This is a genomic window from Belnapia mucosa, assembly GCF_016775475.1.
Lineage (GTDB): Bacteria > Pseudomonadota > Alphaproteobacteria > Acetobacterales > Acetobacteraceae > Belnapia > Belnapia mucosa.
In genome coordinates, this window is sequence record NZ_JAEUXJ010000003.1 from 96,896 (window position 1) to 113,415 (window position 16,520).

The following is a 16,520-nucleotide window of genomic DNA, read 5'->3' on the forward strand; positions in this document are numbered from 1 at the left end:
TGTCGGGACGCCTCTGCTGAACGTTTCGTGAAGCCGCATCGATACGGTAGCGCTTGCCTTTGCGGCCGGGCTTGACCTCGGCGCGGCGCCGGCGCGTTGATCGGGCATGCCCTTCCGCCTGTTCGAGAGCCTGGTCGATCCCGTCGCCGCGCCCGGCCGCCCCGCCGCCCGGCTCCTTGGCAGCCCGGTGCCGGAAGGCCCCCCACCGCGCACCTTGGCGGGCTTCTACTGGCACTTCCTCGGCCAGGCCCGGGCATTGTTCGCCGCGCTGTTCCTGGCGGGGTTGCTGGTGGCGCTGCTGGATGCGGCGATCCCGGCGATGATCGGCCGGCTGGTGGCCCTGCTGACCTCCCATGCGCCGGACCGGCTCTGGGCCGAGGCCTGGCCGAGCCTGCTGGGGATGGCGGCGCTGGTTCTGGTCGGACGGCCGGGGGCGATCCTGATGCAGAACCTGATCACCCAGCAGGGGATCAACGGCAACTTCACCTCCCTCGTGCGCTGGCAGAGCCATTGGCAGGTGGTCCGCCAGGGCCTGCCCTTCTTCCAGGAGGATTTCTCCGGCCGCATCGCCAACCGGGTCATGCAGGCGGGGCCGGCGCTGCGCGAGAGCGTGGTGCAGGTGGTGAATGCGGTCTGGTACATCCTCGTCTACGGCACCGCGGCGCTGGTCCTGCTGGCCGGGGCGGATTGGCGCCTCGCCATGCCCATCGCCGTCTGGTTCCTGGTCTATGCCGCCCTGCTGCGGGTGCTGGTGCCGCGCATGCGCGACCGCTCGCGCGAGGCGAGCGCCCAGCGCAGCCAGCTCACCGGGCGGATCGTGGACAGCTACACGAATATCCAGACGGTGAAGCTGTTTGCCCGGGCCGAGCAGGAGGATGCCTTCGTGCGCGAGGGCCTGCTCGGGCTGAACACTGCCTTCCGGCGGCAGATGCGGCTGGTGACGCTGAACGGCGTCCTGCTGAGCACGCTGAACGCGGCGATGCTGACCGCGACGGCGGCGACCGGCATCTGGCTCTGGACCCATGGGCAGATCGGGCTGGCCTCGGTCGCCACCGCCCTGCCGCTGGCCTGGCAGATCGCCAATATCTCCGGCTGGGTCGCCTTCAACGTCACGGCGATCTTCGAGAATCTCGGCGTGGTGCAGGAAGCGATGAACTCCATCGCGGTGCCCCCTACCGCGCCGGATCCGCCGGAGGCCGTCCCCTTGCGGGTGCCGCGCGGAGAGATCCGCTTCGAGGGCGTGCATTTCGCCTATGGGCGGGAGACGGGCGTGATCCAGGGGCTCGACCTGCGCGTCGCGCCCGGGGAGCGGGTCGGGCTGGTCGGCCATTCGGGGGCAGGGAAATCGACGCTCGTGAACCTCCTCCTCGGCTTCTTCCGGCCCGAGGCGGGGCGCATCCTGATCGATGGCCAGGACATCGCCGGGGTGACGCAGGAAAGCCTGCGCGCCGCCATCGGCGTCGTCACCCAGGACACCGCGCTGCTGCACCGCTCGATCCGCGAGAATATCCGCTATGGCCGGCCGGAGGCGGCGATGGAGGAGGTGGAGGCCGCCGCCGCCCGTGCCGCCGCATCCGGCTTCATCGAGGGGCTGCAGGACTGGCGCGGCCGGGCCGGCTATGAGGCGCAGGTGGGCGAGCGGGGGGTGAAGCTGTCCGGCGGGCAGCGCCAGCGCATCGCCATCGCCCGCGTGCTGCTGAAGGATGCCCCGATCCTGGTGCTGGACGAGGCGACCAGCGCCCTTGATTCCGAGGTGGAGGCGGCGATCCAGGAGCAGCTGGCGGAGTTGATGGCCGGCAAGACGGTGATCGCCATCGCCCATCGGCTTTCGACCATCGCCCGGATGGACCGGCTGGTGGTGATGGAGGGGGGACGGATCGCCGAGGAGGGGACGCATGAGGGTCTGCTGCGCCAGAACGGGGTCTATGCCCGGCTCTGGCGGCAGCAGAGTGGTGCTTTCGAATCAGTCTAGGGCAGCGAAAAACGCGTATCGCGCCCCTTCCCGGCGCGCGATGGATTGACACTCCGCGGGGCGGGCCTTACGAGCCCGATGCCTTCCGCCGGGGTCCGACGGAGGAGCGAGGGTTTGAACGAGCGCGACGACTTCGAACAGCGTCTCCGTGAGGCACGGACCCGGCAGGGTCTCGACAAGCCGCAGGGGGGCACGAGTGGGGGTCTTCCGCCCGGTCCGATGGGGGTCGGGTTCCGCGTGGGCGTCGAACTGGTCTCGGCCTTGGTGGTCGGGATCGGCATCGGCCTCCTGCTGGACCGCTGGCTCGGGACGAAGCCCTGGCTTTTCCTGCTGTTCTTCGTGGCGGGCGCCGCTGCCGGGATCATGAACATATACAGGCTGTTCAACCCGCGCCGTGGCCGGAAGAATTGACGCGACGGGAGAGGCAGCAGTGGCCGCTGAAGGCAAAGCTATCGACGCGCTGAGCCAGTTCGAGCTGGCGCCGTTCCTCGGCGCCGTCGGCGAGTCCGTGCGCTTCAGCCAGTCCAACGCGCATATGCTGCTGGCCTTCGGCCTGATCACCGCGCTGATGCTCTGGGGCACCGCGCGGCGCGCGATCATCCCGGGCCGGCTGCAGGCGCTGGCCGAGAGCGGCTACGAATTCATCTACGGCATCGTCGAAGGACAGGTCGGGTCCGAGGGGAAGCGCTACTTCCCGTTCGTCTTCTCGATCTTCATGTTCGTCCTGTTCGGCAACATGCTGGGCCTGCTGCCCTTTGCCTTCACCTATACCAGCCATATCGCGGTGACCTTCGCCCTGGCTGCGCTGGTCTTCATCGTGGTGACGGTGGTGGCGCTGGCCATCCACGGCACGCATTTCTTCAGCTACTTCTTCCCGGAGGGTGCGCCCAAGGCGCTGGCCCCGCTGATCATCCCGATCGAGATCATCTCCTATCTCTCGCGGCCGATCAGCCTCTCCGTCCGTCTCTTCGCCAACATGGTCGCCGGCCACGTCATGCTGAAGGTCTTCGCCACCTTCGTCGTCATGATCGGCTCGGCGGCCGGCGTGCTGGGCCTGATCGGCGCAGTGCTGCCCATGGCGATGAACGTCGCCCTGGTCGGGTTCGAGATCCTGGTCGCCTTCCTGCAGGCCTATGTCTTCGCCATCCTGACCAGCATCTACCTGCACGACGCGGTGCATCTGCACTAAGCCCCGCCGTCGCTCAGACCTTCCGCAACCACACCACCCCTGAAGGGACACTCACATGGAAGTCGCTGCCGCCAAGGCCCTTGGGGCCGGTATCGCCGTCATCGCGCTGTTCGGCGTCGGTCTCGGGATCGGCAACATCTTCTCCTCGCTGATCACCAGCGTGGCGCGCAACCCGGCCGCCCGCGACGCCGTCTTCCCGATCGGCATCCTGGGCTTCGCCCTGACGGAAGCGGTGGCGCTCTTCGCCCTGCTGATCGCCTTCCTCATCCTCTTCACCTGAGCATCGCCCTGGGGCGGTCGCGGACCGCCCCATCTGGCATGCAAGGGAGACGAGCATGACGAAGACCATCCGGATCGCCACCCTGCTGTCCCTGGCGGCGCTGCCCGCCATGGCGCAGGTGGCCGCGGAGCATCCGGGCGCCACCAGCAGCGCCGGCATGCCGCAGCTTGATTTCGGCAATCCCTGGACGATCGCGCAGGTCGTCTGGATGCTGATCATCTTCGGCGCGCTGTACTACGTGATGGCGCAATACGCGCTGCCGCAGGTGGCAAGCGTGCTGGAGGCCCGGCGGGCCCGGATCGAGGGCGACCTCGAAAGCGCCCAGGCCGCGAAGCGCCAGGCCGATGCCGCCCTGGCCGAGCACCAGTCGGCCACCGCCAAGGCGCGTGCCGAGGCCCAGGCCGCCATCGCCGGCGCCACCCAGAAGGCGCAGGCCGAGGCTTCCGCCCGGTCCGAGGCGCTGAACGCGAAGCTCGCCGCCCAGATCGATGCGGCCGAGACGCAGATCGCAACGGCGCGGGATGCCGCCATGGGCGCGCTGCGCCAAGTGGCGACCGACACCGCCGATGCGCTGGTCACCCGGCTGATCGGCCGGAGCGACAGCACCGCCGTCGCCGCGGCGGTCGATCGGGAACTCGCGGCGCGGGGGCGGGGCTGATGGGTCACCATTACGAGCATTTCTGGCTCGACCCCAAGTTCTGGGTCGCCGTCAGCTTCGTCATCTTCTTCCTGCTCGTCGGGCGGAAGGCCTGGGCGCAGCTCACCGGCATGCTGGATGCCCGGGCCGAGCGGGTACGGGCCGACCTCGCGGAGGCCTCGCGCCTCCGGGTCGAGGCGGAGGCCCTGCTGAAGCAGGCCGAGGCCGACCGCGCCGCGGCGCTGCAGGAGGCGCAGGACCTGCTGACCCGCGCCCAGGCCGAGGCGCAGCGCGTCGCCGAGGCTTCGGCGGCCGAGGCTGAGGCGGCGGCGAAACGGCGCGAGCGCATGGCGCTCGACCGCATCGCGGCGGCGGAAGCCGGCGCGGTGGCCGAGGTGCGGGGTGCCGCGGCCGATATCGCGGTGGCGGCGGCGCGCAACGTCATCGCCCAGCGCATCGACGCCAAGGCGGATGCGGCGCTGATCGACAGCGCGGTGGCGGGCCTGCCGGCCAAGCTCCGCGCCTGATCTCAACCTGATTGCTTGACCATGGAACGGGGGCCTTTCGGCCCCCGTTCTGCTTTTCGGCGCCAGATCGGCGGGCTAGTTTTCCTCGCGCCAATTCGCGCTGGGAGACCAAGCAACAATGCGTCGTTTTGCCCTGGCGGCCGCCCTGCTCTGCGGCTCCGCCCTCACCGCCCAGGCCCAGACCTTCCGATGGGCCAATGACGGCGACGTCAATTCCATGGATCCCTATACCCGGCAGGAAACCTTCCTGCTGGCCTTCGGGTCGAATTTCTACGAACCGCTGGTGCGGCGGAACCAGCAGATGCAGCCGGAGCCGGCCCTGGCCGAGCGCTGGGAGCAGCCCTCCCCCACCGTCTGGCGCTTCCATCTGCGCCAGGGCGTGAAGTTCAGCGACGGCACGCCCTTCACCGCCGATGACGTGATCTTCAGCGCCCAGCGCGCCCGCGCCCCCGGCTCGAACGTCCAGTCCGTCCTGGCCTCGGTGAAGGAGATCCGGAAGATCGGCGACCACACGGTCGAGTTCGAAACCGCGCAGCCGAACCCCATCCTGATCCAGGAGATCACCAACTGGGGCATGTTCTCCAAGGCCTGGGCCGAGAAGAACAACGCGACGCGCCCGGCCGACCTGACCTCCCGCGAGGAGAATTTCGCCACCCGCAATGCGATGGGCACCGGCCCCTTCCTGCTGGTGAGCCGCGAGCCCGACCGGCGCACGGTGCTGCAGCCGAATCCGAATTGGTGGGACAAGCCGGTCCACAACATCCAGCGCGCCGAGCTGAACATCATCGCCAATGACGCGACCCGCGTCGCGGCGCTGCTCTCGAACGAGGTGGACTTCCTCTATACCGTGCCGCCGCAGGACGTGACGCGAATCGGCAGCACCCAGGGTGTCCGCATCATCCAGGGGCCGGAGCTGCGGACCATCTATCTCGGCCTGGACCAGATGCGGCCGCAGCTGCTGAAGTCCGATGTGCAGGGCAAGAACCCCTTCCAGGATGTCCGGGTGCGCCGCGCCATGCTGCTGGCGATCGACGTGAACGCCATCCAGCGCACCGTCATGCGCGGCCAGTCGCGGCCGTCCAACCTGCTCTATGGGCCGGGGGTGAACGGCTTCGTCGAGGCCGATGACGTGCGCCCGGCGGTGAACGTCAACGAGGCGAAGCGGCTGCTGACCGAGGCCGGCTATCCGAACGGCTTCGGCGTGACGCTCGACTGCCCGAACGACCGCTATGTGAATGACGAGGCGATCTGCACGGCGACGGTTGCCATGCTGGCCCGCATCGGCATCCGCGTGACGCTGAACGCGCAGACCCGCGCCCGCTTCTTCGCCGAGGTGAACGCGCCCCGCTACAACACCAGCTTCTACATGCTGGGCTGGACGCCGGCGACGAGCGACGCGCACAACGCGCTCTTCAGCCTGGCCGGGTCGCGCAATGGCAGCCGCGGCGTGTTCAACAACGGCGGCTACTCCAACCCGCAATTCGACACGCTGGTCGACCAGATCGCGGTGGAGACGGATCCGGCCAAGCGCCAGGCCTATATCAGCCAGGCGAGCAAGCTGCTCCAGGACGATGTCGCCTATATCCCGCTGCACCAGCAGCAGGTCGTCTGGGCGGCGCGCCAGGGCGTCGAGGTGCCGCAGACGGCCGACAACTACATCCAGCTCCGCTGGGTGCGGCTGCCGGCGCGCTGAGTGAAACCGGGGCCCGGGGGGAAAACCTCTCCCCGGGCCTTCGCGCCTAGCTCCGCTCCACGATGGCGAGGAAATTGGCGCTGCTGTCCTCCGCCACGCGGAACCAGCCCTGCACGTCGCGGCGGAAGCGGTCCCAATGCGCATGCACGCGCTTGAAGCGCGGATTGCGCTCGCCGATCTCGGCATAGGTGTCCTGCGTCGCCTTGTGGCAGGCCGCCAGCACCTCCCGCGGATAGGCGCGGAGCTGGGTGCCGCCGGCGACGAGCCGCCGCAAGGCCTGCATGTTCAGCATGTCGTAGCGCGAGAGGCTCCAGACGGTGGTCTCGCCCGTCACCACCTCCAGCACCTGCTGGTACTGCTTCGGCAGCGCCTCCCAGGCGCGGGTATTGACCATCAGTTCGCTCTGCGAACAGGCCTCCCACCAGCCGGGGTAGTAGTAGTAGGGCGCGACGCGGGAGAGGCCGAGCTTCTCGTCGTCATGCGGCCCGACCCATTCGGCGCCGTCGACCACGCCGCGCTCAAGCGCCGGGTAGATATCCGCCGCGCCAAGCTGCTGCGCGACGACGCCGAGCTTGGTCAGCACCGTCCCGGCGATGCCGGCGATGCGGAATTTCAGCCCGTTGAGGTCCTGCACGGTGCGGATTTCCTTCCGCAGCCAGCCGCCCATCTGCGCGCCGGTATTGCTGCAGGGCAGCGCCACGACGCCCTGGTCGCGATAGACCTCCTGCATGATCTCGGCGCCGCCGCCGTGATGGATCCAGGCCAGGTGCTGGCGGGCATTCAGGCCGAAGGGCATCACCGTGCCGAAGCCGAGCGTCGGGTCCTTGCCGATATAGTAGTAGGCGGCGGTGTAACCGCACTCCACGGTGCCGCCGCCGACGGCATCCATCACCTGCAGGGCCGGCACCAGCTCCCCGGCGGCGAAGGGGCGGATCTGGAAGGCACCGCCGGTCAGCTCGGCGACGCGGCGGGAGATCATCTCCTGCACGCCCCAGAGCACATCCGTCGATTTCGGGAAGCTCCCGGCCGAGCGCCACAGGATCTGCGGCTGGGCGGAGGCAAGATTCGGGGCTGCGAGCACCGGCGCGGCGGCGCCCGCGGCCAGAAGGCCACGGCGATTCATATAGGGACTCTCCCTAGCGGTCTTGCTGGCCACGTTCGGATGGGCGGCCTGCGGCAAGTCTAGCCAGGGAAAGCGGGAACGGCGAAAGTGAAATCGGCGGGGGTAAACTCCGGCCGGGCAGTCTACCCGGCCGGAGCTTGGTTCAACGCTGCGCTGTCGCCGCCGCCAGGAAGTTGCCGAGCGAATCCTCGGCGACACGCAGCCACTGCGTCTGCTCCAGCCGGAAGGCGTCCCACTTCTCGTGGATGCGCTTGAAGCGGGGATTCTGCGCGCCGATCTCGGCATAGAGTTCCTGGCTCGCCCGGTAGCAGGCGGCCAGCACGTCGCGCGGGAAGCCGCGGAGCTGCGTGCCGGAGGCGATGAGGCGACGCAGCGCCGCCGGGTTCAGCACATCGTAGCGCCCGGACATCCAGTGCCAGCCCTCGGTGCAGGCGGCGTGCAGCACGGCCTTGTACTGGGAAGGCAGCTCGTCATAGGCCTTGGCATTCACCATCAGGTCGATGGAGGGCGAATACTCCCACCAGCCCGGATAGTAGTAGTATTGCGCGACGCGGTTGAAGCCGAGCTTCTCGTCGTCATAGGGGCCGACCCATTCGGCGCCGTCGATGACGCCACGCTCCAGCGCCGGGTAGATGTCCGGGCCGCCGATCTGCTGGGTGACGACGCCGAGCTTGCCCAGCACATTGCCGCCATAGCCGGCGATGCGGAATTTCAGTCCCTTGAGGTCATCGAGCGACTTGATCTCCTTGCGGAACCAGCCGCCCATCTGCGCCGCGGTATTGCCGGCCGGGATGCCGACCACGCCCTGGTCCCGATAGACATCCGCATACAGCTCCTTCGCGCCGCCATGGGTCAGCCAGGACCAGTGCTGGCGCGAGGAGAGGCCGAAGGGCAGGCAGGTGACCAGCGCCAGGGAGGGGTCCTTGCCCAGATAGTAGTAGCCGCTGGTGAAGCCGCATTCGACATTGCCGTTGCCGGCGGCATCCAGCACCTGCAAGGCCGGCACCAGCTCGCCCGGGCCGAAGACCTGGATCTGGAAGGCTCCGTCGGTCATCTCCGAGACGCGCCTGGCGATGAATTCCTGCGTGCCATAGAGGGTGTCGAGGGATTTCGGGAAGCTCCCCGGGCAGCGCCAGCGGATGCGCGGCTGGGCGGAAGCGAGGTTCGGCGTGGCCAGTACAGCGGCGCCGGCGGTGCCGGCGGCCCCCGACGCAATGAAGCGGCGGCGGTTCATTCAGAAGATCTCCCTGGATCGGTTTCCTGCGACAGATTGCGCGGATTGGGCCCCAGACGCAACGACCCAACGGCTTTCCCCGCGGCCCGCGCAATGCCAGTCTCCGCGCCCCAATGGAGAGCGCCATGAGCGAGACGCGTGACAAGATCGGTTTCATCGGGCTGGGTCGGATGGGCCGCGGGATGGCCTCCAACATCCGCCGCAAGCAGCACCCGCTGACGGTGCATGACATCGCACCCGGCCCGGTCGCGGCGCTGGAAGCCCTTGGCGCCGCCTCCGCCCCGAGCGCCGCCGCCGTGGCACAGGCGAGCGATGTGGTGCTGACCATGCTGCCCGGCCCGCGGGAGGTGCAGGGGCTGATCCTCGGCACGGGGGGCATCCTGGACAACATCCGCGCCGGCGGCGTGGTCATGGACATGTCCACGGTCGATCCCGAGACCACGGATGCGCTGGCCGCCGCCTGCGCCGCGCGCGGCATCGGCTTCGTCGATGCGCCGGTGGGGCGGCTCGCCTGGCATGCGGATCGCGGCGAGTCGCTGTTCATGGTCGGCGCGAGCGATGCCGATTTCGCCCGGGTGAAGCCGCTGCTGGAAGCAATGGGCAGCACCGTCCATCACTGCGGCGGGCCGGGCACGGGCACCCGGACCAAGCTGGTGAATAACTACCTCGCCATCATCCTCTGCCAGCTCAATGCCGAGGCGCTGTCGCTGGCCACCGCCTTCGGCCTCGACCTGGAGAAGACGCTGGAGGTGCTGCACGGCACGACGGCGACCAACGGGCAGCTCAAGGTGAACTGGCCGAACAAGGTGCTGGCCGGCGATACCGAGCCGGGCTTCGCCATCGACCTCGCGCATAAGGACCTGTCGCTGATCGTCCAGGCGGCGAATGCGGCGAAGGTGCCGCTGCCGGTCGCCGCCATCGCGCGGGAGGCCTTCAGCAGCGCCCGGGCCCGCGGCTTCGGCCAGCGCGACTTCTCGGCCATGCTGGACGCGCAATGCGACCTCGCCGGGGTGGCGCCGCCGCGGCTCGGCGGCGCCAAGTAGGGCGGGTTACCCCGCCAGCGCCGCCCAGATCCGGGGCGGCGTCAGCGGCATCTGCAACCGGTCCGCCGCCGCCGCATGGCCGGCGCGGACCAGCGCATCGGCGACGGCGCTGACCACGGCCGGCGTCGCGCCGATGGTGCCGAGCTCGCCCACGCCCTTCACCCCGAGCGGGTTGGTGCGGCAGGGGATAGACTGGTCGAGTTCGGTGACATAGCCCGCCGCCAGATTGGCCCGCGGAATCGCGTAGTCCATGAAGCTGGCCGAGAGCGGCTGGCCCGTCTCCGGGTCGTAGACCACCTGCTCGCCGAGCGCCTGGCCGATCCCCTGCAGGGCACCGCCGACGATCTGCCCCTCCACGATCAGCGGATTCACCACCCGCCCGGCGTCGTTGGCCGAGACATAGGAGAGCACCTCGACCTCGCCAGTTTCGGGATCGAGTTCCACCTCGCAGACATGGCAGCCATTGGGCCAGGTGGGGCCCGAGACGGAATGGCTGATATCGACGAAGATGCGGCCTTCCGGCTGGCGCGCGGCGAGATCGTAAAGGCCGATGCGGCGGTCGGTGCCGGCGACGCTGATGAAGGCGTCGCGGTATTCGAGGTCGGCGGAGGCGGCTTCCAGCGCCTCGGCGGCGAGATCCTTCGCCGTATCGACCGCCTTGTCGGAGGCGACCTTGATTGCCGAGCCGGCGGTGAAGAGCGAGCGGGAGCCGGCGCTGCCGAAGCCGCTGCCACGGTCGGAATCGCCGAGCACCACCTTGATCTGCTCGATAGGCACGCCGAAGACGTCGACGGCGAGCTGGGCGTAGCTGGTGGCGATGCCCTGGCCCATGGCCTGGGTCGTCGCATAGACCTCGATCTCGCCCTCGCCCTTGATCGCGACCGTCACGCGCTCCTCAAAGACGTTGCCGCCGGTCCATTCGAGGAAGGTGGCGATGCCCCGCCCGCGAAGCTTGCCCGTGGCGTGCGAAGCCTCGGCGCGGGCCGCGAAGCCGGTCCAGTCGGCAGCGGCGAGGCCCTCATCGAGGATCCGCTCGAAGCTGCCGCTGTCATAGGTCTGGCCCATGGCATTGGTGTAGGGCATCTGCTCCGGACGGATCATGTTGCGGCGGCGCAGCTCCGCCGGGTCCATGCCCATCTGGCGCGCGGCGGCATCCATCAGCCGCTCGATCAGGTAGATCGCCTCCGGCCGCCCGGCGCCGCGATAGGGTGCGGTCGGCGCGGTATTGGTCAGCAGCGCGGTGAAGCGCAGATCAATGGTCTTGATGTCGTAGATGCTGGTCGAGACCCAGGGGCCGATCATCAGCTGGATGGCAACGCCCGCCGCCCGTTGATAGGCGCCCATATCGGCCAGCGTCCGGACGCGCAGCGCCAGCACGCGGCCCTCGGCATCGAGGGCGAGTTCAGCCCGGCTCTCGGTATCCCGGCCATGCGTCGCGGAGAGGAAATCCTCCAGCCGCGTCGCCGCCCATTTCACCGGCCGGCCGAGCTGGCGGGCGGCGAAGGCGACCACGCCATCCTCGGGGTAGAGGCCGGTCTTCATCCCGAAGCCGCCGCCGACATCGCCGACCAGCACCCGCACCTTCTCCGGCGGGATGCCGAGGATCTCCTTCGCCACCGTATCCCGCGCGGTGGACGGCATCTGGCTGCTGAGGCGGAGCGTGATGCGGTCGCTCGCCGCGTCGTATTCCGCCAGGGCCATGCGCGGCTCCATCGAGGCCGGCGCCAGGCGCTGGTTCACCAGATCGAGCGAGACGCTATGCGCGGCGCGGGCGAAGGCAGCCTCCACCGCGGCGACATCGCCATACTGGGTCTGGGCCACGACATTGCCGGTCGCGGCCGGCCAGACCAGCGGCGCATCCGGCGCGCTGGCACGGCCAAGGCCGATCACCGCCGGCAGTTCCTCATACTCAACCTCGACCGCCTCGGCCGCGTCGCGGGCTTGGCCGGGGCTCTCGGCGATGATGGCGGCCACTGCCTCGCCTACGAAGCGCACGGTGTCGGTGGCGAGGATGGAGCGCGGCGGGGCGGCGAGCGGCGAGCCATCCGGCCGCTTGAAGGGCAGCGCCACGCCGAGCGGCTTCACCCCCGCCGCGGCCAGATCGGCGCCGGTGATCACCGCCAGCACGCCGGGCATGGCCCGCGCCGCAGCCGTCTCGATACCCAGGATACGGGCATGCGCATGGGGGGAGCGGAGGAAGACCAGATGCGCCTGGCCGGGCAGGGAGAAGTCGTCGGTGAAATGCCCGGCCCCGGCCAACAGCGCCGCATCCTCGATCCGCCGCACCTTCTGGCCACTGCCGAAGCGGCCGAAGCCGGAATCCATGCCGTCCGCCACGATCTACCCCCAAAGCCTGAAAGGCGGGGAGCCTAGGCGGGGCCGGGCAAGGGCGGCAAGCCGGCCGGGTGGGGGGCAAGCGGGCGGTTGCTGCGCCGCAACGGGGCATGGCAGCCTGCCGCCAACCGGGAACAGGGCATTGGCAGTGCGAACAGGCTGGCGCGCGCGGGGTATCGGCTGGGCAGGCGCCTGCGCCCTGCTGCTGGCGGCCGGCTGCGACAGCCATGAGGAGGAGATGCCGGCCGAGGAACCCACCCCCACCGTCGCCGTCACCCCGGTGCAGCGGCGCGAGGTGGTGGACTGGGACGAGTTCACCGGCCGCTTCGTCAGCATCGAGCGGGTGGAGCTGCGCGCCCGGGTCAGCGGCTACCTGGAATCGGTGGAGTTCACCGGTGGCCAGGTCGTCCGCCGCGGCGACCGGCTGTTCCGGATCGACCCCCGCCCCTTCCAGACCGCCATCACCGATGCCGAGGCGCGGATCCAGTCCGCCCGCTCGCAACTCGTCCTGGCCGAGCAGGAATTCGCCCGGGCCCGCAACCTGCTCTCGGCCCGCGCCGCCTCCGAGGCCAATCTGGAGCAGCGGGCGCAGGCGCTGGAGGCCGCCCGCGCTGCCCTCACCCAGGCCGAGGCTGCCTTGCAGCGGGCCCGGCTGGACCTGGAATTCACCGAGATCCGGGCGCCGCTGACCGGCCGCATCGGCCGGCACCAGGTCAGCCCGGGTAACCTGATCTCCGGCGGCGAGGGCAGCGCCTCGACCCTGCTCGCCACCATCGTCACCATGGACCCGATCGAGGTCAGCTTCGACATCGATCAGGCGGCGGCGCTGCGCTACACGCGCCTCGCGGTCAGCGGCGGGCGCCCCTCCTCCCGCGACATGGCCAATCCGGTGCAACTCGCCCTCGCCGATGAGCAGGGCTTCCCCCATCCCGGCCGGGTGGTCTTCGTGGACAATGAGGCGGATGCCAGCACCGGCACCATCCGGCTGCGGGCCCGCTTCGAGAATCCGCGCGACCTCTTCATCCCCGGCGGCTTCGCCCGGCTGCGGCTGGTGGCGAGCGCCCCCTATCAGGCGCTGCTGGTCCCGGATTCCGCCGTCGCCACCGACCAGTCGCGCCGCGTGGTCTATGTGCTCGGCGAAGGGAACCGGCTGGAGATGCGCCAGGTGCGGCCCGGCCCGCTGCATGAGGGGATGCGGGTGATCCGCGACGGGCTCCGGGGGCATGAGGAGGTGGTGACCAGCGGGCTGACGCGGGTGCGCGCGGGCATGGCGGTGCAGCCCCGGCGCCCCGCCGGCACGGAGGCGCGGCCCTGAGCAATCTCGGCGTCATCTCGGTCCGCCAGCCGGTCCTCGCCTGCGTCCTCTCGCTGGTGCTGCTGATCGTCGGTGGGCTGTCGCTGCTCTCGCTGCCCATTTCGGAATATCCGGATGTGGCGCCGCCCACCGTCGTCGTCGCCACCTCCTATCCCGGCGCCTCGGCCCAGGTGGTGGCGGATACGGTGGCGACGCCGATCGAGCAGGAGGTGAACGGGACCGAGGGCATGCTCTACATGTCCTCCCAGTCCACGGCCGATGGGCGGATGACGCTGACGGTCACCTTCCGCCTCGGCACGGACCCCGACCGGGCGCAGATCCTGGTGCAGGGCGCGGTGGCCGGCGCCCTGCCCCGCCTGCCGGAAGAGGTGCGGCGCTGGGGCGTGACCACGCGCAAGCTCGCCACCGACCGGCTGATGATCATCTACGTGACCTCGCCGGATGCCAGCTACGACCAGCTCTATGTCTCGAACTACGCGCTGCGGCAGGTGCGTGACCAGCTGCTGCGGATCGACGGCATCGGCGATATCGACATGCAGGGCGCGCGCGACTACGCGATGCGGGTCTGGCTCGATCCCGGGCGGATGGCGGCGAACGGCATCATCGCCGAGGACATCGTCGCCGCCGTCCAGGCGCAGAACGCCGAGGTCGCGGGCGGCCAGATCGCCGAGCCGCCCGTCTCCGACCAGGCCTTCCAGCCCAACCTGGTGTTCCGCGGAAGGCTGGACGACCCGGCGGAATTCGAGCGCATCGTGCTGCGCGCCGGCGCCGACGGCCGGCTGCTGCGGATCGAGGATATCGGCCGGGTGGAGCTCGGCGCCGCCTCCTACAGCACCGCGAGCACGCTGGATGGCCGCCCTGCCGTGGCACTCGTGGTGACGCAGCGGCCGGGCTCCAACGCGCTCGCCACCGCGACCGAGATCCGCCAGCGGCTGGCGGTGCTGCGGCGCGACTTCCCGGCCGGCATCACCGCCGAGATCGCCTATGACCCGACCCGCTTCGTGGCCGAGAGCGTGCGGGAACTGGCCTCGACCATCGGCGAGGCGGTCTTCCTCGTCGTGCTGGTGGTGCTGCTGTTCCTGCAGAACTGGCGGGCGGCGACCATCCCGATCCTCGCCATCCCCGTCTCCCTGATCGGCACCTTCGGGGTGATGGTGGCCTTCGGCTTCACCCTGAACGTGCTGACGCTGTTCGGCCTGGTGCTGGCGGTCGGCATCGTCGTCGACGACGCCATCGTCGTGGTCGAGAACGTGGACCGCCACCTGCGGGAGGAGCCGACGGTCGAACAGGCCGCGGCCCGCACCATGCGGGAGGTGGGCGGGGCGCTGGTCTCGATCGCCCTCGTCCTCTGCGCCGTCTTCGTCCCCACCGCCTTCATCGAGGGGATCGCCGGCCGCTTCTTCCGGCAATTCGCCGTCACCATTGCGGTCGCGACCGCCTTGTCCTGCTTCTGCTCCCTCACCCTCAGCCCGGCGCTGGCCACGCTGATCCTGCACCGGGAGGAGGAGGCGAAGCCTGGCCGCCCGCCCGGGGCGCTGCGGCGCCTGATCGGCTGGCTGCTGGCGCGGTTCAATGCCGGCTTCGACGCGCTGGCCGAGGGTTATGGCCGGCTCACCCGCCGCATCGCGCCGCGGGCGGTGCCGATGCTCGGCGTCTATGCGCTGCTGATCGCGGGCGCGGCGGCGCTGCTGGCCACCTCGCCGCAGGGCTTCGTCCCGGCGCAGGATCGCGGCTATGCGACCATCGCCATCGAGCTGCCGGGCGGCGCCTCCCTCGCCCGCACGACCGAGGTGGTGGGGCGGGCGGCGGCCATCGCCCGGACGGTGCCGGGCATCGCCGGCGTCTCGGCGCTCGCCGGCATCTCCGGCGCCACCAATACGGCGGGCGGCAACCAGGGCCTGCTGACGCCGGTCTTCGCCCCCTGGGAGCACCGGCTGCCGGCGGGCCTGACCGCGCCGCGCATCCTGGCCGAGCTGCGGGCGCGGCTCGCGGTGATCGAGGATGCGACGGTGCTGGTGATTCCGCCGCCGGCGGTGCCCGGCCTCGGCGGCGGCGCCGGCTTCGCCCTGCGGCTGGAGGACCGGACCGGGCGCGGGACCGAAGTACTGGCGGATGCGACCGAGATGCTGGTCGCCGCCCTGCGCCGGGCGCCCGGCCTTGCCGGGGTCTATTCGCCCTTCCGGGTCGATTCGCCGATGCTGGCGGTCGATATCGACCGGGCACGGACCGAGATGCTGGGCGTGCCGGTGGCGCGGCTCAGCCAGAGCCTCGAGACCCTGCTCGGTTCGTCCTATGTAAATGACTTCACCGCCTATGGCCGCAACTGGCGGGTGGTGGCGCAGGCGGCCCCCGAATTCCGCCGCCAGGCCGAGGACCTGTCCCGGCTGCACACCCGCAATGCCGAAGGCGCCATGGTGCCACTGGCCAATGTGCTGAGCATCCGCGAGATCAGCGGGCCGGCGCGGGTGCCGCGCTACAACCTCTATCCCGCGGCCGAGGTGGCGGGCGAGATCCTGCCCGGCACCGGCTCCGCCGCCGCGCTCGGCCTGGTCGAGCGGATCGCGCGCCGCACCCTGCCGGACGGCATCGGCTTCGAATGGACCGACCTCTCCTATGAGCAGACCCAGAGCGGCAATTCCGGGCTGCTGATCTTCCCGCTCTGCGTGCTCTTCGTCTATCTCGTGCTGGCGGCGCAGTACGGGTCCTGGAGCCTGCCCTTCGCCGTCATCCTGATCGTGCCGATGTGCCTGCTGACCTCGACCCTCGGCGTGCGGATGCTCGGGCAGGATGTGAACATCCTGACCCAGATCGGCTTCGTCGTGCTGGTCGGGCTGGCGGCGAAGAACGCCATCCTGATCGTGGAATTCGCGCAGGCGCAGGAGGATGAGGGCCGGTCGCCGCTGGATGCGGTGGTGGAGGCCTGCCGGCTCCGGCTGCGGGCGATCCTGATGACCTCGCTCGCCTTCATCCTGGGCGTGCTGCCCCTGGTCGTGGCCGAGGGCGCGGGGGCGGAGATGCGGCGCGCGGTCGGCGCCGCGGTCTTCTTCGGGATGATGGGGGTGACGCTGTTCGGGCTGCTCTTCACCCCCGTCTTCTACCTGGCGATCCGCCGCATCGTCGGGCCGCGGCGGTCGCGCCTGCAGGTCATGAAGCGGCGCAACCGCTGAAGCGCC

General features: G+C 70.1%; 13 protein-coding genes. 10 read left to right on the plus strand and 3 right to left on the minus strand.

What is annotated here, in order from left to right; genetic code table 11:
- Window positions 1-106 precede the first annotated feature (106 nt).
- From JMJ55_RS08595 to JMJ55_RS08625, 7 genes are all read left to right on the plus strand, one after another.
- Window positions 107-1,972 (plus strand): ABC transporter ATP-binding protein, encoded by a 1,866-nt coding sequence (locus tag JMJ55_RS08595; protein ID WP_202825120.1) that lies wholly within the window; start codon window positions 107-109, stop codon window positions 1,970-1,972.
- 114 nt (window positions 1,973-2,086) lie between these two features.
- Window positions 2,087-2,383, plus strand: coding sequence for an AtpZ/AtpI family protein (locus JMJ55_RS08600; protein WP_202825121.1), 297 nt, complete (start codon window positions 2,087-2,089; stop codon window positions 2,381-2,383).
- A gap of 19 nt (window positions 2,384-2,402) precedes the next feature.
- Window positions 2,403-3,161: a F0F1 ATP synthase subunit A gene (locus JMJ55_RS08605; protein ID WP_202825122.1), complete on the plus strand. Its 759-nt coding sequence runs from the start codon at window positions 2,403-2,405 to the stop codon at window positions 3,159-3,161.
- Between the two features lie 55 nt (window positions 3,162-3,216).
- The gene (locus tag JMJ55_RS08610) at window positions 3,217-3,441 is read left to right on the plus strand and encodes an ATP synthase subunit C family protein (RefSeq protein ID WP_043338292.1); all 225 of its coding nucleotides are present in this window, start codon (window positions 3,217-3,219) and stop codon (window positions 3,439-3,441) included.
- Between the two features lie 55 nt (window positions 3,442-3,496).
- Window positions 3,497-4,099: a F0F1 ATP synthase subunit B family protein gene (locus JMJ55_RS08615; protein WP_202825123.1), complete on the plus strand. Its 603-nt coding sequence runs from the start codon at window positions 3,497-3,499 to the stop codon at window positions 4,097-4,099.
- Complete coding sequence (locus tag JMJ55_RS08620; RefSeq protein ID WP_202825124.1) at window positions 4,099-4,605, plus strand: F0F1 ATP synthase subunit B family protein; 507 nt, start codon at window positions 4,099-4,101, stop codon at window positions 4,603-4,605. Before JMJ55_RS08615 ends, JMJ55_RS08620 begins: the two co-directional genes overlap by 1 nt.
- A gap of 118 nt (window positions 4,606-4,723) precedes the next feature.
- A complete protein-coding gene (locus JMJ55_RS08625; protein WP_202825125.1) occupies window positions 4,724-6,298 on the plus strand; it encodes an ABC transporter substrate-binding protein in 1,575 nt (524 codons plus the stop codon).
- Between the two features lie 46 nt (window positions 6,299-6,344).
- Here JMJ55_RS08625 and JMJ55_RS08630 read toward each other — a convergent pair whose 3' ends face one another.
- Both JMJ55_RS08630 and JMJ55_RS08635 read right to left on the minus strand, forming a co-directional pair.
- A complete protein-coding gene (locus JMJ55_RS08630; protein ID WP_202825126.1) occupies window positions 6,345-7,421 on the minus strand; it encodes a TRAP transporter substrate-binding protein in 1,077 nt (358 codons plus the stop codon).
- A gap of 142 nt (window positions 7,422-7,563) precedes the next feature.
- Window positions 7,564-8,655: a TRAP transporter substrate-binding protein gene (locus JMJ55_RS08635; protein ID WP_202825127.1), complete on the minus strand. Its 1,092-nt coding sequence runs from the start codon at window positions 8,653-8,655 to the stop codon at window positions 7,564-7,566.
- Window positions 8,656-8,780: 125 nt separating this feature from the next.
- Here JMJ55_RS08635 and JMJ55_RS08640 point away from each other — a divergent pair, with 125 nt between their 5' ends.
- Window positions 8,781-9,698 (plus strand): NAD(P)-dependent oxidoreductase, encoded by a 918-nt coding sequence (locus JMJ55_RS08640; RefSeq protein ID WP_202825128.1) that lies wholly within the window; start codon window positions 8,781-8,783, stop codon window positions 9,696-9,698.
- 6 nt (window positions 9,699-9,704) lie between these two features.
- Here the strand turns inward: JMJ55_RS08640 and JMJ55_RS08645 are convergent, their stop codons facing one another.
- Window positions 9,705-12,023, minus strand: a complete 2,319-nt coding sequence (locus JMJ55_RS08645; RefSeq protein ID WP_202825129.1) for a xanthine dehydrogenase family protein molybdopterin-binding subunit — start codon at window positions 12,021-12,023, stop codon at window positions 9,705-9,707.
- A 157-nt stretch (window positions 12,024-12,180) separates the two neighbouring features.
- Between JMJ55_RS08645 and JMJ55_RS08650 the strand changes: the two genes are divergently transcribed.
- Window positions 12,181-13,347, plus strand: coding sequence for an efflux RND transporter periplasmic adaptor subunit (locus JMJ55_RS08650; protein ID WP_328702606.1), 1,167 nt, complete (start codon window positions 12,181-12,183; stop codon window positions 13,345-13,347).
- A 14-nt stretch (window positions 13,348-13,361) separates the two neighbouring features.
- Window positions 13,362-16,514 (plus strand): efflux RND transporter permease subunit, encoded by a 3,153-nt coding sequence (locus JMJ55_RS08655; protein WP_202825548.1) that lies wholly within the window; start codon window positions 13,362-13,364, stop codon window positions 16,512-16,514.
- The last annotated feature ends 6 nt before the right edge of the window (window positions 16,515-16,520 follow it).